General features: G+C 74.9%; 18 protein-coding genes and 1 riboswitch. Of the genes, 6 read left to right on the top strand and 12 right to left on the bottom strand.

Annotated elements, in window-relative coordinates:
* Positions 1 to 18: 18 nt before the first annotated feature.
* Positions 19 to 101: riboswitch (ZMP/ZTP riboswitch) on the bottom strand.
* Between the two features lie 118 nt (positions 102 to 219).
* Both FRAEUI1C_RS18255 and FRAEUI1C_RS18250 read right to left on the bottom strand, forming a co-directional pair.
* Positions 220 to 1,068, bottom strand: coding sequence for a PASTA domain-containing protein (locus FRAEUI1C_RS18255; RefSeq protein ID WP_013424803.1), 849 nt, complete (start codon positions 1,066 to 1,068; stop codon positions 220 to 222).
* The gene (locus FRAEUI1C_RS18250; RefSeq protein ID WP_013424802.1) at positions 1,065 to 1,640 is read right to left on the bottom strand and encodes a SigE family RNA polymerase sigma factor; all 576 of its coding nucleotides are present in this window, start codon (positions 1,638 to 1,640) and stop codon (positions 1,065 to 1,067) included. The genes FRAEUI1C_RS18255 and FRAEUI1C_RS18250 overlap by 4 nt, the downstream gene beginning before the upstream one ends.
* A gap of 159 nt (positions 1,641 to 1,799) precedes the next feature.
* Between FRAEUI1C_RS18250 and FRAEUI1C_RS18245 the strand changes: the two genes are divergently transcribed.
* Positions 1,800 to 2,801, top strand: coding sequence for a GlxA family transcriptional regulator (locus FRAEUI1C_RS18245; protein ID WP_013424801.1), 1,002 nt, complete (start codon positions 1,800 to 1,802; stop codon positions 2,799 to 2,801).
* Between the two features lie 207 nt (positions 2,802 to 3,008).
* Here the strand turns inward: FRAEUI1C_RS18245 and FRAEUI1C_RS18240 are convergent, their stop codons facing one another.
* On the bottom strand, positions 3,009 to 3,539 hold the full coding sequence (locus FRAEUI1C_RS18240; protein WP_013424800.1) for a hypothetical protein: 531 nt from the start codon (positions 3,537 to 3,539) through the stop codon (positions 3,009 to 3,011).
* A gap of 366 nt (positions 3,540 to 3,905) precedes the next feature.
* On the opposite strand from FRAEUI1C_RS18240, the gene FRAEUI1C_RS18235 reads away from it, so the two are divergent.
* Positions 3,906 to 5,063 (top strand): MFS transporter, encoded by a 1,158-nt coding sequence (locus tag FRAEUI1C_RS18235; RefSeq protein WP_157734978.1) that lies wholly within the window; start codon positions 3,906 to 3,908, stop codon positions 5,061 to 5,063.
* A gap of 173 nt (positions 5,064 to 5,236) precedes the next feature.
* Here the strand turns inward: FRAEUI1C_RS18235 and FRAEUI1C_RS18230 are convergent, their stop codons facing one another.
* From FRAEUI1C_RS18230 to FRAEUI1C_RS18215, 4 genes are all read right to left on the bottom strand, one after another.
* Entirely contained in the window at positions 5,237 to 7,213 is a 1,977-nt protein-coding gene (locus FRAEUI1C_RS18230) for an ABC transporter ATP-binding protein (RefSeq protein ID WP_013424798.1), read from the bottom strand.
* Entirely contained in the window at positions 7,210 to 8,946 is a 1,737-nt protein-coding gene (locus tag FRAEUI1C_RS18225; protein WP_013424797.1) for an ABC transporter ATP-binding protein, read from the bottom strand. Before FRAEUI1C_RS18225 ends, FRAEUI1C_RS18230 begins: the two co-directional genes overlap by 4 nt.
* A gap of 175 nt (positions 8,947 to 9,121) precedes the next feature.
* Positions 9,122 to 9,709, bottom strand: a complete 588-nt coding sequence (locus FRAEUI1C_RS18220; protein ID WP_013424796.1) for a Clp protease N-terminal domain-containing protein — start codon at positions 9,707 to 9,709, stop codon at positions 9,122 to 9,124.
* Positions 9,710 to 9,745: 36 nt separating this feature from the next.
* Entirely contained in the window at positions 9,746 to 9,958 is a 213-nt protein-coding gene (locus tag FRAEUI1C_RS18215) for a hypothetical protein (protein ID WP_013424795.1), read from the bottom strand.
* 89 nt (positions 9,959 to 10,047) lie between these two features.
* Here FRAEUI1C_RS18215 and FRAEUI1C_RS18210 point away from each other — a divergent pair, with 89 nt between their 5' ends.
* Positions 10,048 to 11,157 (top strand): site-specific integrase, encoded by a 1,110-nt coding sequence (locus FRAEUI1C_RS18210; protein WP_013424794.1) that lies wholly within the window; start codon positions 10,048 to 10,050, stop codon positions 11,155 to 11,157.
* Positions 11,158 to 11,234: 77 nt separating this feature from the next.
* Positions 11,235 to 12,734 (top strand): toll/interleukin-1 receptor domain-containing protein, encoded by a 1,500-nt coding sequence (locus FRAEUI1C_RS18205; protein WP_232425037.1) that lies wholly within the window; start codon positions 11,235 to 11,237, stop codon positions 12,732 to 12,734.
* A gap of 39 nt (positions 12,735 to 12,773) precedes the next feature.
* Here the strand turns inward: FRAEUI1C_RS18205 and FRAEUI1C_RS18200 are convergent, their stop codons facing one another.
* Complete coding sequence (locus FRAEUI1C_RS18200; protein WP_232425036.1) at positions 12,774 to 13,364, bottom strand: MarR family winged helix-turn-helix transcriptional regulator; 591 nt, start codon at positions 13,362 to 13,364, stop codon at positions 12,774 to 12,776.
* A gap of 166 nt (positions 13,365 to 13,530) precedes the next feature.
* On the opposite strand from FRAEUI1C_RS18200, the gene FRAEUI1C_RS18195 reads away from it, so the two are divergent.
* Together FRAEUI1C_RS18195 and FRAEUI1C_RS18190 are read left to right on the top strand one after the other, a co-directional pair.
* A complete protein-coding gene (locus tag FRAEUI1C_RS18195) occupies positions 13,531 to 15,156 on the top strand; it encodes an MFS transporter (RefSeq protein ID WP_013424791.1) in 1,626 nt (541 codons plus the stop codon).
* Positions 15,157 to 15,488: 332 nt separating this feature from the next.
* Positions 15,489 to 16,478 (top strand): SDR family NAD(P)-dependent oxidoreductase, encoded by a 990-nt coding sequence (locus tag FRAEUI1C_RS18190; protein ID WP_013424790.1) that lies wholly within the window; start codon positions 15,489 to 15,491, stop codon positions 16,476 to 16,478.
* 4 nt (positions 16,479 to 16,482) lie between these two features.
* Here FRAEUI1C_RS18190 and FRAEUI1C_RS18185 read toward each other — a convergent pair whose 3' ends face one another.
* The 4 genes from FRAEUI1C_RS18185 to larAH form a co-directional block, all read right to left on the bottom strand.
* Positions 16,483 to 17,544: a hypothetical protein gene (locus tag FRAEUI1C_RS18185; protein ID WP_013424789.1), complete on the bottom strand. Its 1,062-nt coding sequence runs from the start codon at positions 17,542 to 17,544 to the stop codon at positions 16,483 to 16,485.
* 294 nt (positions 17,545 to 17,838) lie between these two features.
* The gene (locus FRAEUI1C_RS42175; RefSeq protein ID WP_013424788.1) at positions 17,839 to 18,345 is read right to left on the bottom strand and encodes a hypothetical protein; all 507 of its coding nucleotides are present in this window, start codon (positions 18,343 to 18,345) and stop codon (positions 17,839 to 17,841) included.
* A 424-nt stretch (positions 18,346 to 18,769) separates the two neighbouring features.
* Positions 18,770 to 19,753 carry a lysophospholipid acyltransferase family protein gene (locus FRAEUI1C_RS18175; RefSeq protein ID WP_013424787.1) on the bottom strand — a complete coding sequence of 328 codons (984 nt, stop codon included), beginning with the start codon at positions 19,751 to 19,753 and terminating at the stop codon, positions 18,770 to 18,772.
* Positions 19,750 to 21,330 carry an NPN-dependent hydroxyacid isomerase, LarAH14/15/16 family gene (larAH, locus tag FRAEUI1C_RS18170; RefSeq protein WP_013424786.1) on the bottom strand — a complete coding sequence of 527 codons (1,581 nt, stop codon included), beginning with the start codon at positions 21,328 to 21,330 and terminating at the stop codon, positions 19,750 to 19,752. The genes FRAEUI1C_RS18175 and larAH overlap by 4 nt, the downstream gene beginning before the upstream one ends.
* Positions 21,331 to 21,477: the final 147 nt, after the last annotated feature.

The raw sequence follows: 21,477 nt of genomic DNA, 5'->3' as shown, positions 1-21,477 counted from the left end.
GCGAAAGGGTTCCTTCGCGTCGCGGGCCCAGGCGGTCGGCGTCGACGGTCACGCGGCCGTTCCCCGGTGGTGACCCACCCGCGCCAGTAGCGGCCTCCCGCACCGTAACAAGACCGGCCCGCTGGCTGTGTGGCCGTCCCGCCAGCTGGGCGGGGCTCGCCCTGTCCTGTCAGCCGGAGAGGCGGGATGACAGGACAGGGCGAGCGAGGTGGTGACCGGTCAGGGGCTGGCGGCGACGGACGCTGGGGGCACGCAGGCGTAGGTGATGCTGACCGTGCTCCCCCGGGCGGCGCGGGTGCCGGCGGTGGGGCTCTGGGCCGTGACGCTGCCGTAGCCGGTGGAGCAGGTCCACGGGCCGTCCAGCCAGACCTGGAAGCCGGCGGCCTCCAGGGTGGTCTTCGCCGTGGCCGGGGTGGTTCCGACGAGGTTGGGCACGTCGGCGCATGCGGCGGCCACCCGCAGGGTGATGGTCGCGGTCGCGGCCGCCCGGGTTCCCGCGGCGGGCTGCTGGGCGAGGACCTGGCCGGCCGGGCTGTCCGTGGAGCCGCACACCGACGTCTGGCTCACCGTGAAGCCGAGGGCCCGCAGCGTGGCCGTCGCGTCGGTGCCGTTTCTGCTGACCACGTTGGGCACCGTGGTCAGCGAAGGGGGTGCTGTCGCCGGGGGCGGGACGGTGGTGTGCGGGCCCTGCTGGGTCGGCGCGACCGTCGGCGGGCTCGTTCCCACGCTCGCGACGATCGCCGGTATGCCGGGAGTGAGGGTCGGCGGGAGGGTGCCGGCGGGCCGGCCCGCGAGGGGCTGGGAGACGTGGCTGACCGCGGAACCACCGCCGGTCAGCAGGACCGTCGCGGCGACGACCGCGGCGACAGTGAACGCGGTGACGGTCACCGGGATCGCGACGGCGAGGCGCCGGCGGCGCCGGGCCGCCGGGGCGGCGGCCAGCGCCCGGGTCAGCAGCCTGTCGGGCGCGGTGGCGTGGACCTGGCCCGCGGCGGTGCGCAGCCAGTCGGCGGTGGCGCGGTCGGCGTCGTCGTCGCGGTGGTCCGAGGGGTGACGGGTGGGGTTCACGGGGTCTCCTTCCCGCGGGCGGCGCTGCTGAGGGTGACCCGGCCCGGTGGTGTCGTCGCGAGCGTCGGTGGGCCAAGGGCAGCGACGGCCGGGTCCGCGCGCAGTTTCGCGAGGCCCTTCGACGCCTGGCTTTTCACCGTGCCCGTCGAACAGCGCAGCAGCGCCGCGACCTCGTCTTCCGGCATGTCCTCGCAGTAGCGCAGGATCACGACCGCCCGCTGGCGGGGTGGCAGCGCCGCGAGGGCCTTGGCCAGCTCGGCGCGATCCTCGACGGCGGCGAGCTGCGCCGAGGCCTGCGCGGTCTCGGGTGGCCGCTCGACGAGGACGTGGTGGACGCGGCGGCGGCGGAACTGGCTCACGTTCGCGTTGACCATGACCCGGCGGGCGTAGGCGTCGGGCCGGGCGTGGCCGGACACCCGGCGCCAGACGACGTAGACGTGGGTCAGCGTCGTCTGGGTCAGGTCCTCGGCCTCCCCCGCGTCGCCGGTGAGCAGGTAGGCGAACCGCAGCAGTCCCGCGGTGCGCGGTTGGAAGTAGGCGACGAACCCGTCGTCGCCGTCCGCTGGTCCCATGTGACCTCCCGCCCTACAGACGCTGCCCCGTCGGTCCGGGGTTGCCCGGGTTGGACGGTTTGCGCGAACCACCGGCGGGCGCGCTGGAGGTGGTGGCTCGGGTGGGAGTCTGCCTGGGTCCCTGGTGGCGGGAATCCGGCGGTGGCCTAGATTTCGGCCATGACAACCGGAGCGGCCTCGCGGCTCGTGGCGGTGCTGGCGGTCGACGGGGTGGTTCCGTTCGACCTGGCGGTGCCGGTGGAGGTGTTCGGCCGGGCGCGGCTCGCCGACGGGAGCGCGGCCTACCGGGTTGTCGTCTGCGCGGCCCGGCCGGGGGCCGACGTCGACGCGGGGACCTTCACGCTGCGCGCCCGCCACGGGCTGGACGTGCTCGCCGCGGCGGACACGGTGGTCGTCCCCGGTACCGGCGACGTCGGCGCCCCGGTGGATCCGGCTGTCCTGGACGCGTTGCGGGCGGCGGCGGCCGGGGCGGACGGCCGGGGTGGGGCGCGGGTCGCGTCGATCTGCTCGGGGGCGTTCATCCTGGCCGCGGCGGGCCTGCTCGACGGCCAGCGGGCCACGACGCACTGGTTGGGGGCGGCGCAGCTCGCCGCCCGCTACCCGACGGTCGACGTCGACCCGGACGTGCTGTTCGTCGACAACGGCGGGCGGGTGTTGACCTCGGCGGGCGCGGCGGCCGGGCTGGACCTGTGCCTGCACCTGGTCCGGGCGGACTTCGGGTCGGCGGTCGCGGCCGACGCTGCCCGGCTGTCGGTGATGCCGCTGGAGCGGGCCGGTGGGCAGGCGCAGTTCATCACGCACCAGCCGCCGGCGCCGGACGGGGTGTCGCTGGAGCCGCTGCTGCGCTGGCTCACCGGCCATCTCGACGAGGAGCTGACCCTCGTCGAGATGGCCCGGGAGGCCGCTCTGTCGACGCGGACCCTGTCGCGCCGGTTCCGGGAGCAGACCGGCACCACTCCGGCGCAGTGGCTGGCGGTGGCCCGGCTGCGGCGCGCCCAGCAGCTGCTGGAGTCGACGGACCATCCGGTCGAGTGGGTCGCGGCCCGGGTCGGTTTCCGCTCTCCCGCCGCGTTCCGTGACCGGTTCCGCCGGCTGGTCGGGACCAGCCCGCAGGCCTACCGCCGCGCGTTCCGCTCCCCCGAGGCCGCCCGCGCGGCGTAGGCGTTAGATCTTCAGGTCGGTCCATGGCGCCGGATCATGCCGGTGAACGGGGTGCCCGGGCCCGCGTCGGCCCGTTGGTGCTGGTGATCGTGGTTTCGGCCCTCGGGTGGTTACAGAAACGGCCAGGTCACGACCACGACAGGGCCAAAACGGTGATCAAGGACTGGCCGCTGGTCCGCGAGAGGCGGCCTAGGACGGCCGCCGGGCTCAGACGCCGGTGGTCGACCCGGGTCGGACGATCATGATGATGACGACGGCGGCCCAGAGCAGGTTGAACATGCCAGTCGTCATCGCCAGCCGGCCAGCGAGCCGCGCGCCCACGCCAGGCTCGGACGTGGTGGCGGAGTCCGGCACGGCCGGAACGCTCCCGGCCGGCGAGGCGACGGGGTGGCTCAGCGTGGCGAGGGCGGCGCTCTGGCCGGGTAGCACGACGGCCGCCAGCAGCGCGGCCGCGGCGGCGGTGAGCACGATCGAGACGATGACCCAGGCCTGGCCGAAGACGTGCAGCGGGCCGGCGAGCGCCAGCCCGAAGAACGGCACCGCGAGCCCGACCAGCGCGTACACCCGGCAGATCCGGTGCAGTGTCCGGGCGACCGTCAGCGGGGCGCTCTCCCCCGGGCTGGCCGCCGGATCGGCGGCGAGCCGCAGATACCGCGGGAACATGCTCGCCGCGACGGCGACCGGGCCGACCGTGAGAATCGCGGCGAGCACGTGCAGGCTGAGCAGGATCTTGGTCACGAGTGGGTCGCTCCGGCTTCCGTGGACGGACAGGGCCGAGTCCCGGCCCAGAACCGGGGACGTCGGTGGGCCTTCGACCAGCACGAAGGCCGCGTCCTGGACGCTATGCACCCGCGGGCCGCCCCGACCCTGGCGGAAATGCCAGATGTCGCCGGATTCACGCCACCGGCCGGCGACCCGGCTCCCCCAGACCCGTGCGGGCGGGCGAAATCCGGTGCGGAGGCGGGCGGAAGGCCGTAGCCTGCCGGTGTGACCTGGCGACATTGATCCACCACCGGCAGATCGAGCGGTGGCGGCAAGCCGCGGCCGGCCCCGGAGCGGGCCCTGGCCGGACGGCTGTATACATATGCGTTTCTCGCCGACTGTGTGCCGTTCTACCCGGTGTACGCGTTGGTGTTCGCGGACGCGGGGGTGTCGCCGGCGGGCATCTCGGCGCTGTTCGCGCTGTGGTCGGCCGCGTCGTTCCTGGTGGAGATCCCGTCCGGGGTGTGGGCGGACGTGGTGTCCAGGCGGCTGCTGGTCATCCTCGCCCCGCTGCTGGAGGCGGCCGGCTACGCGCTGTGGATCATCGTTCCGGAGTTCTGGTCGTTCGCCGCCGGGTTCGTGCTGCTCGGGGCGGGCACCGCGCTGCGGTCCGGCACGTTGCAGGCGCTTGTCTACGCCGAGCTTGACCGGATCGGCGCGGCTGGTGCCTATGCCCGGCTGTCCGGGCGCGCCCAGGCGTTCGGTGGTGCCGCCGAGCTGTTCGCGACCGCGCTGGCCGCCCCCCTGATCGCCGCCGGCGGCAACCGGCTGGTCGGCGTGTGCAGCGTGCTGGCGCTGCTGGCCTGCGCGGCGGCCGGCCGGGCGCTGCCCGGAACCCCCCGGCGCGGGACCTGCGGGCCAGCCGAGCCGGCGCCGGACGGCCAGGGCTCTGACGACCAGGGCGCGGGTGACGGCGAGCGGGGTCAGCTCGCGACGTTGCGTACTGGCCTCGGGGTCGTGCGGCGGTCCGCGGTGGTCCGGCGGGTGCTGCTGCTGACGGCCACGCTGACCGGTGTCGCTGCCCTGGACGAGTACCTGCCGCTGCTGGCCCGCGGTACCGGCGCCGGGCAGGGCCTGGTGCCGCTGCTGGTGCTCGCGGTGACCGCCGGGTCGACCGTCGGCGGGCTGCTCGCCGGTCGGGGTGTCCGATGGCTCGGCCCGGCGCTCGCGGCGGCGGCGGTCCTGCTCGCGGTGGGAGCGGGCACCGGGCTGCCGGTGGGGATCGTCGGCGTCGCCGCCGCGTTCGGGATCTTCTACTGGGCGCTCGCGCAGGCGGACGCCCGGCTGCAGGACAGGGTCGACGACTCGGTCCGGGCCACGGTCAGCTCGATCTCCGGCGCCGCCATGGAGGCCGTCGCGATCCTGACGTTCGGCCTCTACGCGGCCGGTTCGGCGTGGCTGTCCCCCCGCTGGCTGTTCGCCGCGGCCGCGCTCCCCTGCCTGCTGCTGGCCGTGGCCGCGGGACGGCCTCCCATCGGCCGGCCTGGACCGGACCGCTGACCGGCGGCCCGCCGTCGCGCCACGCCGGCCCCGGCCCGACCGGCGGCACCTTCGTGCCGAGATCGCCGTTTCGGCCCTCGGATGGTCGTGAAGCCAGCCAGATCACAACCACGCCAGGGCCGAAACGGCGACCAGCGGCCAGCGCACGCGGGGCCGGGGCCCCGCTAGGACCGTCAGACCTCGGCGACCGCCTGGGCGAACTGGGCCTGGTAGAGGCGCGCGTAGGCGCCGTCGGCGGCGAGCAGTTCGTGGTGGGAGCCCTGCTCGACGATCGAGCCGTGCTCCATCACGAGGATCGTGTCGGCGTCGCGGATCGTCGAGAGCCGGTGGGCGATGACGAACGCGGTCCGCCCGGAGCGCAGCTGCGCCATGGCCCGCTGGATGAGGACCTCGGTGCGGGTGTCGACCGAGCTGGTCGCCTCGTCGAGGATCAGGATCTGCGGGTCGGCGAGGAACGCCCGCGCGATCGTGATCAGCTGGCGTTCACCGCCGGACACTCCGGTGCCCTCGTCCTCCAGGACCGTGTCGTAGCCGTGCGGCAGCAGCCGGACGAACCGGTCGACGTGGGCGGCCTTCGCGGCCTCGACGACCTGCTCGCGGGTCGCCCCCTGGGCGCCGTAGGCGATGTTGTCCGCGATGGTGCCGCCGAACAGCCAGGTGTCCTGCAGCACCATCCCGGTCGTCGCCCGCAGCTCGTCGCGGGTCATCGTCGCGATGTCGACGCCGTCGAGGGTGATCCGCCCGCTGGTGGGCTCGTAGAACCGCATCAGCAGGTTGATCAGGGTGGTCTTCCCGGCGCCGGTCGGGCCGACGATCGCGACCGTGTCGCCGGGGTCGGCGACCAGGGACAGGTCCTCGATCAGCGGCTTGTCGGGCTCGTAGCGGAACGCGACGTGCTCGAACGCGACCCGGCCGCGGGGCTGCTCGGGGCGGGCCGGGACCTCGGGGTCGGGGCTCTGCTCGTCGGTGTCGAGCAGCTCGAACACCCGCTCGGCGGACGCCACGCCGGACTGGACCAGGTTCGCCATCGAGGCGACCTGGGTCAGCGGCTGGGAGAACTGCCGGGAGTACTGGATGAACGCCTGCACCGAGCCGATCGAGAGGTCCCCGGAGGCGACCCGCAGCCCGCCGACGACCGCGACGAACACGAAGTTCAGGTTCCCGATGAACATCATCGCGGGCTGCATCAGCCCGGCGAGGGCCTGCGCGCGCCAGCTGGCCTCGTAGAGCTTCTGGTTCTGCTCGGCGAACGTCGCCGCGGCCTCCTCCTGGCGGCCGAACAGCCGCACGAGGGAGTGCCCGGTGTACATCTCCTCGATGTGGGCGCCGAGCCGGCCGGTGGTGCGCCACTGGTTGACGAAGTGCGGCTGGGACAGCTTCCCGACCCGGGCGGCGACGAGCATCGACAGCGGGACGGTGACCAGCGCGATCAGCGCGAGCAGCCAGGAGATCCAGAACATCATCGACAGCACGCCGATGATCAGCAGGACGGACTGGATCAGCTGCGAGAGGGACTGCTGGACGCTCTGGCCGAGGTTGTCGATGTCGTTGGTGACGCGGGAGAGGACCTCGCCGCGCTGGGCCCGGTCGAAGTACCGCAGCGGCAGCCGGGTGATCTTCGCCTGGACCTCGGTGCGCAGGTCGGACAGGATCCGCTGCAGCGCGGCGTTGATGAGCCTGGCCTGCAGGATGTTGCAGACGAGGGCGACCAGGTAGACGGCCAGGACGATCGCCAGCACCCGGCCGATCGCGTCGAAGTCCATCCCGTGGCCCGGGCGGACGTTCAGTGAGGACAGCAGGTCGGCCTGGGTGCCGTGGCCCTGGGCGCGCAGCTGCGCGACGGCCTGCGCCTTGCTGACCCCGGCGGGGATGTGCTTGGACAGCAGGCCGGTCAGGACGAGGTCGGTCGCGTGGCCGAGCAGCCGGGGGCCGGACACGTTGAGCGCGACGCCGAGGGCGGTGAGGACCACGGCGGGGATGACGAGGTGGCGTTGCGGGCTGAGCAGGCGCAGCAGCCGGCGTGTCGAGGACTTGAAGTCGGTGGGCTTCTCGACGTTGCCGCCCTGCATCATCATCCGGGCCATCGGCGGCCCGCCCACCGGTGCCCGCTGCGCCGGCGCGCCGCCCGGCCGGCCGTTCGGGCTGGTCATGCGGCCGCCTCCTGTTCGGTGAGCTGGGACAGCACGATCTCCCGGTAGGTCTCGTTGTCGGCCATCAGCTCGTGGTGGGTGCCGACGCCGACGATCTGGCCGGCGTCGAGGACGATGATCTGGTCGGCGTCGCGGATCGTCGCGACCCGCTGGGCGACGATCACCACGGTCGCGGCGGCGGTCTCCCGGGCCAGCGCCGCGCGCAGCGCCGCGTCGGTGGCGTAGTCCAGCGCTGAGAACGAGTCGTCGAACAGGTAGACCTCGGGGCGGCGGACGAGCGCGCGGGCGATCGCGAGGCGCTGGCGCTGCCCGCCGGAGACGTTCGTGCCGCCCTGGGAGATCGACGTCGCGAGCCCGTCGGGCATCGCCTCGACGAACCCCTTCGCCTGCGCGGTCTCCAGCGCGCGCCACAGCTCGTCGTCGGTGGCGTCCGGGTCGCCGTAGCGCAGGTTGGACGCGACCGTGCCGGAGAACAGGTACGGCTTCTGTGGCACGAGGGCGACGGTCTTCGCGAGCAGCGCCGGGTCGATGTCACGGACGTCGACGCCGTCGACGAGCACCGTTCCCTCGGTGACGTCGGACAGCCGGGGGATCAGGGACATCAGCGTCGACTTGCCCACGCCGGTGGAGCCGATGATCGCGGTGACCTGGCCGGGCCGGGCGGCGAGGCTGATGTCGCGCAGCACGGACGCCTCGGCGCCCGGGTAGCGGAACCCGACGCCGCGCAGCTCCAGCTCGCCGTGGCGGTCCAGCTCGGTGACCGGGTTCTCCGGCGCGAGCAGCGTCGTCTCGGTGTCGAGGACCTCGCAGATCCGCTCGGCGCACACCGCGGCGCGCGGGATCATGGCGAACATGAACGTCGCCATCATCACCGACATGAGGATCTGCATCAGGTAGGACAGGAACGCGGTCAGCGCGCCGATCTGCATGCCGCCGGAGTCGATCCGGTGCGCGCCGAACCAGATCACCGCGATCGAGGAGATGTTCACCGCGGCGAACACCAACGGGAACATCAGCGCCATCAGCCGGCCGTAGCGCACCGAGGTGTCGGTCAGCTCGGCGTTCGCGACGGCGAACCGGTCACGCTCGTGGGTGTCGCGGACGAACGCGCGGATCACCCGCAGGCCGTGCAGCTGCTCGCGCAGCACCCGGTTGACCGTGTCGAGCCGTTCCTGCATCGCCCGGCCCAGCGGGTGCATCCGCCGGATGATCAGGCTGATGACGATGCCGAGGATCGGGACGACGGCGACCAGCAGCAGCGACAGCTTGGCGTCCTGGTTGATCGCCAGGACGATCCCGCCGATGCACATGAACGGCGCCGAGATCATCATCGTGCCGGACAGCAGGGCGAGCATCTGGACCTGCTGGACGTCGTTCGTCGCCCTGGTGATCAGCGACGGGGCGCCGAAGTGGCCGATCTCGCGGGCGGAGAACGACTGGACCCGGTTGAACACCGAGGCGCGGACGTCGCGGCCGAAGGCCATCGCGGTGCGGGCGCTGAAGAACGCGGCGCCGCAGGCGCACACGACCTGCCCGAAGGTGAGCGCGAGCATGATGCCGCCGATGGACACGATGTAGCCGGTGTCCCCCTCGACGACGCCGTGGTCGATCAGGTCGGCGTTCAGTGTCGGCAGGTAGAGCATGACGAAGGTGGCGGCCAGCTGGAGCACGACGAGCGCCGCGATCTGGCCGCGGTAGGGCCCGAGGTGGGCCCGCAGGACTCGGATCAGCATGCGGCGGTGATCCCTCTCGGCGACGGCGCGGACGGCGGTAGCAAGGCTGCCATACGGCCGTGACAGGCCAGGACCGGACGGCGCCGGTCTCCGGGTGTCTCGCCGTCGGCGTAGGAGGACACTACGAGCTCAACTCCACTTCAGGTCAAAGCGTTTTCTGGGCCGGGCGCCGGGCTCAGCCGCTGGGTGGGCGTGGGTGTGGCGCGGTGAGCCGGGCGCGGGCCACCGCGGGGTCGACACCGAGGCGGGCCAGCAGCGCGGCCGCGGGGTCCGGTGGCTGCCGCTCGAGCAGCGCCGCCAGGACGAGCTCCGGGGTGACGCGTCCGGCCGGGTCGTGCGGAGCGGCGCCGATCGAGCCGGCCAGCACCGCGCGGGCACCCGAACTCAGGGCCGCCCGCAGCCGCGCGACCTGTTCGGGGCTCGGCGGGGCCCGGTGCCCGCCGAAGAGCCGGCCGGCGGCGGGTTCCTCGTCCGGGGATCCCCACGGGTCGCCGGGGGCCAGGCACGGCCCGCCCGCGGGGGCGGGAAGCCCGGGGCTCACGTCGATGCCGAGGACCGCGAGCGCCTCCCGGTCGAGCGCCCCCAGCGCGGCGCGGGCGTCGGCGAGGTCCACCGCCAGCGCGCGGGCCGCGGCGGTGTCCGGGTGGCGCAGCACCCCGAGCAGCAGATGCTCGGTGCCGATCCGGCGGTCGCCGCGCAGCCGGGCCTCGGCGACCGCCGAGCCGATCACCTCGCGGGCACCGGGGCCGAACCGCGGTCGCATCCGCCCCTCCCCCCTCCGTGTTCGGCCCGGCCGCCGCTAGCCGGCGGACCGGCCGTGCTTGGCGTGCGCGGACTGGCGTGACACCCCGAGGGCGTCGCCGATCTGTTCCCACGACCAGCCGCGGTCACGGGCGGCGACGACGGCGACCGACTCGACCTGCTCGGCCAGCCGGTGCAGCGCGCCCACCGCGCGCAGCCCCAGCGCCGGGTCGCCGGCGCGGACCCGGTCCAGGAGGGCGTCAACGTTCACGCTGTCAGTTTGAACTGACAGGCATCATACTGTCCACAGCGGCGGCCAGGTCGGTGCCGCCAGGTGAGAGGCGGGAGAACACTCCGACCATGCCCAGCGGACCCGGCCCGGCCGTCGGCCCCGTCGACCCCGCCGGCCCCGAGCGGTCGCGCCAGCCCGGCGCGGCACCGGCCGGCGCCGCGCTGCCCGTGCCCCGGGAGCGCGACCCCGACGACGGTGAGCTCACGGCGTGGCTGACCGGCCGGGTGACCGACTACGCCCGGGCGGCGAGGGCGGCGTCGACGTGGAAGGCCTACGACGCCGACCTGCGGCACTTCCGCGCCTGGTGCGCCGCGCAGCCGGGCACGCCGGTCGCGGTGCCGGCGAGCGCGCTGACCGTCGCCGGCTACCTCGCGGCGCTCGCCGACGCGGGCTACAAGCCGTCGACGATCCGCCGCCGCCTCGCCGCGCTCTCGGTCGCCCACCAGCTCGCGAAGGCGCCGGTGAACCCGGCCGCCTCCGTCGAGGTCGCGACCGTGTGGGACGGCATCCGCCGGGTCCACGGGGTCCGCCCCGAGCGCAAGGCCGCCCTGGAGACGACGCTGCTCACCCGGGTCCTCGCGGCGCTCGACGAGCCGGACGGCACCGGGGCCGAGCCGGCGGGCCCGGCGGCGGCGCTCGCGGCCGTCCGGGACCGGGCGCTGCTGCTGGTCGGGTTCGCCGGCTGCCTGCGCCGCTCCGAGCTCGTCGGCCTGGACGTCGCCGACGTCGAGGTGACCGCTGACGGGCTGGTGCTGTCGGTCCGCTCGTCGAAGACCGACCAGCAGGCCGCCGGCGCGCTCGTCGGCGTCGCGTACGGCTCCTACCGGCCGACCTGCCCGGTGCGGTCCTGGCAGGCCTGGACGGCGGCCGCCCGCGTCGAGGACGGGCCGGCGTTCCGGGGCATCAACCGGCACGGCCAGGTCGGCGCCGGGCGGCTGCACACCAGCTCGGTGGCCCGGATCGTGCAGCGCCGGGCGCGGGCGGCCGGGCTGGACCCGGCCGACTTCGCCGGCCACTCGCTGCGTTCGGGCTTCGCGACGGCCGCGGCCCGCGCCGGCGCCTCCGACCGGGCGATCATGCGCCAGGGCCGGTGGCGGTCGGCCTCGTCGCTGGACAGCTACGTGCGCGCCGGCCGGCTGTTCGACCGGGACAACCCGTCGAGCCAGGTCGGCCTGTAGCCGCCGGGCACGCAGGTGGGGCCGGCTGGGCCACGCCCGTCCTGACGTGGCAGTCTCGACCTGTGACAACCCCCAGCGTGGCAGGCGGATCCCCGGACGGCGTCCGGTGGGATTTCACGGTGTCGTTCGTCGAGGCCGACCGCGGCTGGGCCGACTGGCTCGTCTGGCAGCTGCAGGACGCCGGGGTGCGGGCGATCGCCGAGCCGCCGCTGGCCCCGGCCGCGGGCGAGGACGCCGCCCCGGCGCTGGCCGCCGCGACCGGCCACGCCGAGCACGTGCTGGTCGTGCTGTCCGACGACTACCTGGCCGCGGTCGGCGCCGCGGCGGACACGCTGGACGACGCGGCGGCCGGACGGCTGGTCGCGGTCCGGGTCGCGGACTGCCGCCGGCCCGGCCGGTTCAGCCGGGTCGTGTCCTTCGACCTGTTCGGCCTGGAGCGGCCGGTCGCCCGCGAGTGGCTGCGCCGCCAGCTCGCCGTGCTGCGCGCCGAGCCCGCCGCCGCGGGGGCGGCGGCCCCGCCGGCCACGACTCCCCCGGCGGCCGAGGCGCCCCCGGCGGCTGTCCCGGCCGTGGCCGCGGTCGTGCCGGCGCAGGCCGGCGAGGACGGCGTCGAGGTCCTCGCCGAGCTGGCCGGGTTCCCGTCTCCGGTGCGGGCCGTGGTGTTCCCGGCGACCGGCGGGCTGCTCGTCACCGGCGCGCAGGACGGCAAGGTCCGCCTGTTCGACCTCGCGAAGCCCGCCCGGCCGACGACGATGGTCGAGATCGAGTACGGCGCCCGGTACAGCCAGGAGTGGGTCCGGGACCTCGCGACGAGCGCCGACGGCACCCGGCTCGCCGTCGTCGGTGACGCGATGCAGGTCGCGGTGTGGGACCTCGCCGACCCGGCGGCACCCGAGCTGGTGTTCAGCGAGCGGGGGCACAAGCACTACATCCGGGCCGTGGCGCTCAGCCCCGACGCCTCCGTCGTCGCCACCGGCGGGCAGGACAAGGCCGTCGCGCTGTGGAACGCGCGCCGCTCGGGCCGCCAGAGCGTGCTCGCGGTGCTGACCGACCACCGCAAGGGCGTGCGGTCGGTCGCGTTCAGCCCGGACGGCCGCCGGCTGGCGTCCGGCGGCGACGACAAGACGGTGATCCTCTGGGACGTCGCCGACCCCGGGCACCCGACCCGCACCGCGACGATCGCCGCGCACCGCGACACGGTCCACGCGGTCCGGTTCGTGACGCCGACGCTGCTGGCGACCGCGGGCGCCGACCGGACCGCGCGGCTGTGGGACATCACGAGCCCCGCCCACCCGGAGCCCGTCGCCGAGCTGACCGGCCACCGCAAGGCCGTGACGGCGCTGGCGGTCACGGCCGACGCGACCAGGGTCGCGACCGGCGCCGCCGACAGCACGGTCGCGCTGTGGGACGTGACCTCCCCCGGGCGGCCGAACCGTCTCGCCGCGCTGTCCAGCGGCTACGGCGCCGTCAACGGCCTGGCCTTCTCCCGCGACGGGGCGCTGCTGGCCGCCGCCTGCGCCGGCAAGACAGCCGTCCTGTGGAGCATCGGGGCCCGGCTCGCCTCTACCGCCGGCTGACCGGCCCGCCGCCGGACCCGGCTCAGGGGCGCCGCCGGCTCAGGTCTGGTGGATGATCGGCTCGCCGCTGGGGCCGTGGCTGGCGGCCTGGTGGTTCAGCACCCGGGTGAGCAGCCGGACGAACTCGGCCCGCTCGGCGGGTGACAGCGGGGCGAGCAGCCTGTCCTGCATCGCCTCGGCGATGACGTCGAACTCCGCCAGCCGCGCCTGGCCCGCCCCGGTGATCGCGATGATGTTGCGGCGGCGGTCGGCCGGGTCCTGGGTGCGCTCGACGTAGCCGGCCGTCGCGAGCTCGTTGACCATGGCGGCCACGTCGCTGCGGTCGAAGCCGCACCGCCGGCCGAGGCTCGCCTGGCTGGACGCGCCGAACTCGGCGAGCGAGGCCAGCAGCGCGTAGTGGTAGCGACGGCCGCCGGTGCCCGCGAAGGCCTCGGCGGTCAGCCGGTGGGAGTGCGCCGCCGTCTTGTTCACCAGCCAGGTGGCCAGCCGGCTCAGCCGGGTCGGCCACGTCGCCACGTAGTTCGCGACGCCCGGCGCCGCCCAGTCGGGCTCACCGGGGTCGGCGCATGCCCCGGCCACCGCGTCCGGGCCGCCGTCCGGGCTCGGTGTCACGTTCCGCCTGCGATCCACGCTCCGGAGTCTAAACAATTTCGTTGGCACGACCCACAAATCTTGTTACTGTTGGCGCCACCAACGTTGGCCGGTCCAATGAATCTGGTGTGGCCTGGGCGTTTCACCGAGCCACACCGTGGCCCCGGCGCCGCCCCGCGCGGCGCCAGGCGGGAGAGGCACACCCATGACGACAGACAGCCCAGGTCCCGCCAGCGGCCCGCCCGCGCCGGCCGCGACCGCCGCCGGTGGCGCGGCGGTACCCGGCGGCGCCGAGAGCCGGCGCTGGCGGGCGTTGGCCGCGGCGGCGCTCGGCCAGCTGATGGTCGCCGCCGACCTCACGATCATGAACATCGCGTTGCCGTCGGCGCAGCGTGACCTGCACATGTCCGATCCGACCCGCCAGTGGGTGCTGACGACGTTCGCGCTCGGCTACGGCGGCTTCCTGCTGCTGGGTGGCCGGGTCGGCGAGCTGCTCGGCCGCCGCCGCGCGCTGCTCATCGGCCTGGCCGGTTTCGCGGCCGCGTCGGCGCTGGGCGGCGCGGCCGTCGACACCGGCATGCTGCTGGCCGCCCGCGGCCTGCAGGGCGTGTTCGGGGCGCTGTTCACCCCGGCGGCGCTGGCGCTGCTGGGCACGACGTTCACCGTCCCGGCCGAGCGGGCCCGCGCGTTCGCGATCTTCGGGACCGTGATGGGGTCCAGCTCGGGGATCGGCCTGATCCTCGGCGGGGTGCTCACCGGGTACCTGTCCTGGCGCTACAGCATGTACATCGCGGTCCCGCTGGCCCTCGTCGCGGCCGCCGTGACCGTCAGCGCGGTGCCCCGCTCCACGCCGGCCGCCGCCCCCGGTGCCGCCGCGGCGGGGCCCGGCCGAGGCCGCGTCGACGTCGCCGGGGCGCTGCTCGCGACGGTGGGGCTCATGGCGCTGGTGTTCGGGTTCTCCCGGGCCCAGACCGACGGGTGGGCCTCGGTGGGGACGGTCGCCTCGCTCGTCGCCGGGGCCGTGCTGCTCGTCGCGTTCGTGCTGGTCGAGGCGCGGGTCCCGAGCCCGCTGCTGCCACTGCGCGTGGTTCTGCACCGTGGCCGCGGCGGCTCCTACCTGGCGACGCTCGCGATCGGCGTCGCCGTCTTCGCCGGGTTCTTCTTCCTCACCTACTACCTGCAGGAGGTGCTCGGCTACTCGCCGACCCGCACCGGGGTGGCGTTCCTGCCACTGACCGCGGGTCTCGTCACCGGGGCGCGCATCGTCGGCCGGCTGATCGTGCGGGTGGCGATCCGCAACCTGCTCGTCACCGGGCTCGTGTCGGCGGCCGCGGCACTCACACTGATCGGCCTGCTGCGGCCGGACAGCTCCTACTGGGCGGGGGCGCTGCCCGCGCTGGTCGTGCTCGGCTTCGGCATGGGCTGGGTCATGATGCCGGCGAACAGCATCGCGACCCTGGGCGCCGGCCGTGACGCGGGCGTCGCCGGCGGCGCGGTGATGACCTTCCAGCAGATCGGCGCGTCGCTGGGCCTGGCGCTGCTCGGCACGATCGCCGGCACCGCGACGACCGGCTACCTCGGCTCCCACCATGCCGCGGCCGGCGGGCCCCGGGCGCTCGCGCAGGCCGCGGTCGTGCACGGGTTCAACGTCGCGAGCTTCGTCGGCGCCGGCTTCCTCGCCGCCGCGGCGGTCGTCGTCTACCTGGTCGTCGGCCCACACGGCTCGACCGCCACCGGCGGCGTCCCCGCACCGGCCGACCCGGCCGTAGTCCCCACCCGGCCAGCGGCCCAGGCGCAGACGACCCGCGACCCGGCCGCCCTGCCGGGGTAGGGCCGTGGGGCTGCCAGCCGCGGCCAGCCGACCGGCAGCCCCCGTCGCCCTCCCCCTGCCCGCAACCGCGCGGCCGAGCCTGCCGGGCTGGGCTCGGCTCCGTCGCCGGGGCCGCCCGGCGCCGGGGCGGGCCGCTGTCGGGTGACCGTCCCTGTCGTCGGAACGACATTCCGCCCGCCCCGATCGCCGTCAAGATTGCCTGGAAACCGCGGGCTTTCGCGACGGGCTGTCCCGAACCGGTACGGGACCCGATGGACCCGCGCGCGCCGCGTCGAGTCGTGCGATGATCGCGCGGCCCCGTGCGCGGCGATCGGGACGACGGCGGAGGAAGCGTGGCACGACAGCAGGAGAGAACGGGCCAGCTGGTCGACGAGACCCCATGGCCGGTACACGAGGAACAGCTGCCGGCGCTGGTGCCGGCACCCCGGATACCACCGGGACCGGTGGTCGGGGACGCGGGGAACGACCAGCCGCTCGCCGGCCGGACGGTCGTCGTCACCGGCGCGAGCGCCGGCATCGGCGCCGCGGCGGTCCGCCAGCTGGCGGCGCTCGGAGCCCGGATCATCGCCCTCGGCCGGTCGCCGCTGAAGACGGCCGCGGTCGCCGCGGAGACCGGCGCGACCCCGGTCGTCGCCGACTTCGCCCGGCTCTCCGACGTCCGGCACGCCGCCGCCGAGGTGGCCGCGCTGTGCCCGCGGATCGACGTGCTGGTCAACAACGCCGGCGGGCTGTTCCCGCACCGGGTGGTGACCGAGGACGGCAACGAGCTGACGTTCCAGGTGAACCATCTCGCTCCGTTCCTGCTCACGAGCCTGCTGCTGCCCCGGCTGCGCGAGACGCCCGGCTCCCGGGTGATCGTGACGAGCAGCTTCATGAACCTGGAGGGCCGCATCGACCTGACCGGCCTGGAAACGGACCCGGGCTGCGCGGACCGGCGTTACCGGCCCTTCGTCGCCTACTCGACGAGCAAGCTGGCGAACATCCTTTTCGTCAAGGAGCTTGCCCGCCGCGGCTACCCGGACGGTCCGACCGCGACCGCCGTGCACCCGGGAGTGGTGCTGAGCAGCTTCGGCCGGGACAGCTGGTTCGTGCGGACCTTCTACCGGCGGCCGTTGAAGGTCTTCGGCGCCAGGTCCTCGGACAGCGGCGCCATGCCCCTGGTCGACCTCGCGACGCGCCCCAACCCGCAGGCCCTCAACGGCACCTTCCGGATGCGGTTCCACCAGGGCGAGCGGTTGTTCACCGCCCGCCAGGCCAACGACCCCGGGCTGGCCCGCGAGCTGTGGGACTACTCCCTCGAACGGGTCGGCCTGCCCGGCTGAGCGGTCACGGGCCAGCGCCGACGATCGCGGTCGCGACGCTGAACCGGCCGGTCAGGACGTGGATGCCGCCACGGCGGCGCAGCAGCCGGCCGGTCGCGACGACCGGAGTCCGGGTCCGGTAGGCGTGGATCGCGTCGTCGTACTCGGGTCCGGACACCGCGACCTGCACGGTGCGCGGAGTCGACCGCCCGACGACCCCGTGGATCGTCGCGACCCCGCCCTCGCCATCGTCGCCGCGGTCAAGCCGGGTGACCTGGCCGTAGACGGCGGTCGGGTGGCGAGGCTCGGGCAGGGCGGCGAGCTCGTCACGCAGCCGCGCCAGCGCGTCGGCGTCGGCGCGGTGCAGGGCGGCCCGGACGACCGCCGGGGTGTCGAGCCCGGCGCGTTGCGCCCAGTAGAAGGAGAACTCCAGCGTCCGGACCCGTGGCGCGGTCACCATCGCGAGCAGCGCGTCGCACAGGTCGGCGCTGACTCCGCGGGCGACCAGCGGGCGCAGCGCCTCCGCGCGCCGCCCCGCGGCCTCCGCGCCCGGCGCGGGCGCGGTCGGGGTGGTGGGACCCGCCGGCGGGGCGGGTCGCCGCCCGGCGCGATGCTCGCCGACCGCCTCGGCGACCGCGACGAGGGCACCCGCCGTCAGGACACCGGCGCGGCGCTGGAACGGGGCGAGCCGCACCGCCGCGGGGCCGGCGGGCCAGCTCCCGGCGGACCGCCGGCCCGGTTCGTCGGGCGCGGCCGGCGGGTCGTCGTCGAGGCGGACGAACACGGCCAGCAGGGAGCCGGCCGCGTCGGTGTGCGCGAATCGGACGTCCTGCTCGACGAACGCCTTCACGACGTCGGGCCGCCGGCCGGCGAACCGGGGCGCCGGGCCGATCACGGCCATCGCCGCCGCCTGCAGCAGCCGGGCCATCCCGGCGAGCAGCGCCCTGCCCTGGCCGAGCGACACCCCGGCCGGCGTCGCGTCCTGCTCGACCTTCAGGTGCAGCACGTCGGCCGGGCCCTCGTCCGTCGCCGCCGGGCGCCGTGCCACACCGCCCACCGTCTCGGGTGGCAGTCCGGCGGCGCTCACCGCGCACCCCTGCCCAGGGTGTGGCGCGCGCCGCGCCGCTTCCAGTCCGTCATGCCGAGTCCCCTCGCCCTGGTCCGTCACCGCCGCCTGCCCGGCGGAGCCTCCTGGCCGCGGACGGCGTTGGCCGCGCCCAGCAGGCGGAACAGAGCGTCACCCGAGCCGGCCGGCCTGTCCGGCGGCTGGTCGCCGCTGTGGACAGCACGGCCCCGTCCACAGGGGTCCCGAAGCGGGTGCCCACCCCGGCCGGTCGCACCGGTCCGCCCGGGCGGGGACCCGGGCACGTGGGCGCCGCTGTCAGCCGGCGAGCCGGACCTCGGCGCCGTGGCGGGCGCGTGGCTGGGAGCCGGGTCGGCCCGAGGCGGCGGCGCGCTGGCGGTCCGCGCGGCGGGCGAGCAGCCGTTGCGCGAGCGCGTCGGCGCGTTCGATGTCGTCGAGGGTCGCCCGCTGCCGGGCGTCGACCTCCAGGATCGCGGCGAGCAGCTCGGCCGACAGCCGGGTCCGGGCGGCGACCCGGGCCACGCTGGGCGGCAGCGCGGGTGCGTCCCGCCGCACGGCGGCAGGCCCCCGGTCGGCGGCAGGCCGCGCCATCACCGCTCGGTCGACGGCGGCCGGCGACCCGCCGGCCGGCCGCGTCGGGACCGGTCGGCCGGCGGCGGTCCCCGCCGGCGCGCGTCCGGCCGGCGGGGGCGCGGCGGACGCGAACCCGGCCGGAGCCAGGTCACGGGCCGTCACGGTCACGCCGGCCGCCACGTCGTCGGCGAACGTCTCGTCGGGGCGGCGGAGCCTGTGCAGGAGGGCCATGCACCCAGTGATACCTACCGCCGGGCGTCCTTCAATGCCTTGACTTTCGGCCTGTCGGCGGGGTTGTGCCCGCCCCACAGGCAATCCCCAGCCGTACCCACCGCGGTCCCCAGCCGCCGCCCGGTTACCCACCGTGTCGTGGACAGGCTTATCCACATCTTGATCTTGATGTGACCCATCTCACACTGGCGGTCGAGGTGAACCGGGGACGCCGGACAGCGGCAGAGCCGCTCCCCGAGCCACGCCCACGCACCCACCCGATGCTGACAGACCGTGTCCGGACCTCGGGCCCGACCTTCATGATCGGGTGGATCTGCGGTCGCCTGAGCTACCCCGGACCCACTGAGCTACCCCGAACCCACCACAACGCATGACCAGCCCCCAGGCCCGGCGCCCGACCCCGAAAGGCCGGGCCCGGGCGCCGCTACGACCAGGGCGAGCGGGGGTGGCTGGGCGCGGGCGGCTCGGTCGCCGCCCACACCTTGCGCCACCGGGCCGGCTCGCCGCCGCCGGCCGCGGGGCGGGCCGCCCGCGCCGACACCGTCGGGCCGTCCGGCCGCGGCAGCGACGCCCACCAGGACGTCTCCCCCTCGGCGACCAGCCGGTCGACCTCGCTGACCAGCTTCGCGGTGAACCCGCGCACGTCGTCGCCGGTGCCGGGGCGCAGCGGCCGGCCGAACCGCACCGACACCTCCGGGCGGCCCGGCACCGGCCAGGACCGGCCGCGGGGCATCGCCGCAAACGTGCCCCGCAGGCCGACCGGCACGACCGGAACCCCGGCGTTGAGCGCGAGGAACGCGGCGCCGAGCTTGAACCGGCCGCGCGCACCGTCCGCGGAGCGGGTGCCCTCCGGGAAGATGACCAGGTTCCAGCCCTCGCGCAGCAGGTCGACCGGGGTCGTCGACGGCGCGCCGCCGCTGCGGTCGATCGGCACCGTGCCGAACGCCAGCGCCGTCGAGAGGCCCCGCCACGTCGACTCGAAGAAGTAGTCCGCCGCCGCGGTCACCACGGTGCGCTCCCGCACCGCGGCGGGCAGCGCGCACAGCAGCACCGTCGCGTCCAGGTGCGAGGCGTGGTTCGCGACGATCAGCGCCGGCTCGCCGAGGTCCTCGAACACCTGCGCGCCCTCGACCCGCCAGGTCAGCTGCGAGTGCAGCAACGGGTCCATGATCCCACCGAGGAACGCCGCCCGGGTCGCCCGCGCGACCGGGCCCCGCGCCCACGCCGTCGGGAACTCCCGGCCCGCCACGGGCGGGCGGAACGGCTGCGCCGACGCGGGGACCAGCGGCCGCCCGGTCCAGCGGAACCCACGGGCGACCTCCCCCAGGCCCAGGCCCGGGTGGCGGCGCGCGGGCGCGGCCGAGCCGACCCGCAGCGCCCGGCCGGACTTCCCGGCGACGCCGCTCACCGCACGTCCGCGATGGCGTGCGGCGGCGAGTGCAGATAGGTGATCGACGGGTCGCGCCCGACCGACCCCGACACCATCTCCAGCGCGTCCGCGAGCGTCGACGCGGCCCGGAACCCCATCCGGGCGCAGGCCTTGCGGTCACCGCCGACCCAGACGACGTCCCCGACGTGGTCCATGCCGTGCGTCGCCCAGTACCACATGTAGAACGGGTGCACCCCGTGGTAGGCGTGCGAGGTCCGGTACAGGTGGATGTACCAGGGGTCGGTCGCGTACTGCTTCTCGAACTTCGCCTCGATCGTCGCCGGGTCGGTGGACTCGGCGAGGACCTCCTCGTAGAAGTCGACGTACGACGGGTGGTGAAGCTGGGTGAACTCGGGCGTCACCGGGTGGTACAGGATCAGCGCGCCCTTGTGCCGGACCAGCGGCTTGCCCCGGTACATGTTGAAGAAGTAGCCCAGGCCCATGCAGGTCGCGAGGATCGGGTTCATCACCGCGTCGGAGTTGTACGGCCCGAGGTACGGCAGCCCGAAGACCAGCACGTCCGACTGGCCCTCGACCTCGACGAGCTGCTGGCGGTGCACGGTCTCCAGCGTCCTGTCGTGCACGGCCTCGGTCTCGCCGGCGTGGACGCCGGTGACCTGGTAGTCGGCGACGATCCCCTGGAAGAACTTGTGCCGCTGACGGCTCGGCAGCTTCGGCAGCGCCGTCGTCGTGCCGTACGCCATCGCCTGGTCCTTGCGCGTCCACTCCCACTCGCGCTTGGTCAGGAACCCGTACTTCTCGGGGAACGCCTGGTTGTTCAGCGTCGACTCGATGTTGAACACCTTGACGTGCTCGTTGAGCAGCCGGCCCATCCGCCACGCCGACGAGTGCATCGCAGAGCGGGTGTGGTCCATGAACGACGTCGAGTGCAGCATCGTGTGGCTGTTGTGGTGGTGGCGCAGCGAGTTGTACGACGCCAAGCCGATCGCGGCCGACTTGTGGCCGCCGTCCATCGCGACGAGGTTGACGTTCACGTAGACGAGCAGGTCCGACTCGGCGGCCCGCCGGTTGACCTCGACGTCCTCGCCGTGGTCGGTCAGCCCGACGTGGGTCAGGTTGTCCTTGTCCTCCGCGTCGTGGTTGTACAGGTGGTCCGGCCAGAACGACCGGAACACCCGCTCCCCGACGACGTACTCGATCTCCGCGGCCGTCATCCGCCGGTGCAGCGCCGTCGCGACGATCAGCTCGACGTCGTCGACGCCCTTCTCGGCGGCCAGGGTCAACACCTGCTCGATGACCCGCTGGCGGATGTCCGGGCGGCGCATCCGCGGCAGCGGGATCGACAGGTCGTCGAACGCGATCGTCAGCTTCATCCCGGCGAACAGCAGCTCCCGCAGCGGCTCGCTGTTCTGCGGATGCTCCAGCGCGTCGGCGATCGCCGCGTCGACGTCCGGCAGCCCGGGCAGCGACTCCGGCGGGTAGACGACCCGCGTCCCCAGCGGGAACTGCTCCAGCAGAAGGCCCTCACCCTGGTGCACCAGCAGCGGGGGAGTCCGCTCGTCGACCTCGAGCACGAACCCCGGTCTCACAGCCACGTTCCCCTCGTCGCGGGCCCGGACGGTGCTTCGCCGTCGCGGGCTGTTGCCGTTGCGGTTGCCCTGCCCACCCCGGCCGCGCCGCGCACCCGCGGACAGGCAGGCCTGGTGGTGGTGTACGCGGCGGCGCCCGCGATGTCCATCGCG

Origin of the sequence: Pseudofrankia inefficax (genome assembly GCF_000166135.1) — a bacterium.
Taxonomy (GTDB): domain Bacteria; phylum Actinomycetota; class Actinomycetes; order Frankiales; family Frankiaceae; genus Pseudofrankia; species Pseudofrankia inefficax.
The sequence above is the reverse complement of the archived record's forward strand: the minus strand, read 5'-3'. Positions and strand labels throughout refer to the sequence as shown.

What these genes read in the sequence shown, in the direction of transcription:
- FRAEUI1C_RS18250 (WP_013424802.1), bottom strand. Translation starts at nt 1,640, where the DNA reads ATGGGACCAGCGGACGGCGACGACGGGTTCGTCGCCTACTTCCAACCG.
- FRAEUI1C_RS18245 (WP_013424801.1), top strand. Translation starts at nt 1,800, where the DNA reads ATGACAACCGGAGCGGCCTCGCGGCTCGTGGCGGTGCTGGCGGTCGAC.
- FRAEUI1C_RS18230 (WP_013424798.1), bottom strand. Translation starts at nt 7,213, where the DNA reads ATGACCAGCCCGAACGGCCGGCCGGGCGGCGCGCCGGCGCAGCGGGCA.
- FRAEUI1C_RS18225 (WP_013424797.1), bottom strand. Translation starts at nt 8,946, where the DNA reads ATGCTGATCCGAGTCCTGCGGGCCCACCTCGGGCCCTACCGCGGCCAG.
- FRAEUI1C_RS18220 (WP_013424796.1), bottom strand. Translation starts at nt 9,709, where the DNA reads ATGCGACCGCGGTTCGGCCCCGGTGCCCGCGAGGTGATCGGCTCGGCG.
- FRAEUI1C_RS18210 (WP_013424794.1), top strand. Translation starts at nt 10,048, where the DNA reads ATGCCCAGCGGACCCGGCCCGGCCGTCGGCCCCGTCGACCCCGCCGGC.
- FRAEUI1C_RS18195 (WP_013424791.1), top strand. Translation starts at nt 13,531, where the DNA reads ATGACGACAGACAGCCCAGGTCCCGCCAGCGGCCCGCCCGCGCCGGCC.
- FRAEUI1C_RS42175 (WP_013424788.1), bottom strand. Translation starts at nt 18,345, where the DNA reads ATGGCCCTCCTGCACAGGCTCCGCCGCCCCGACGAGACGTTCGCCGAC.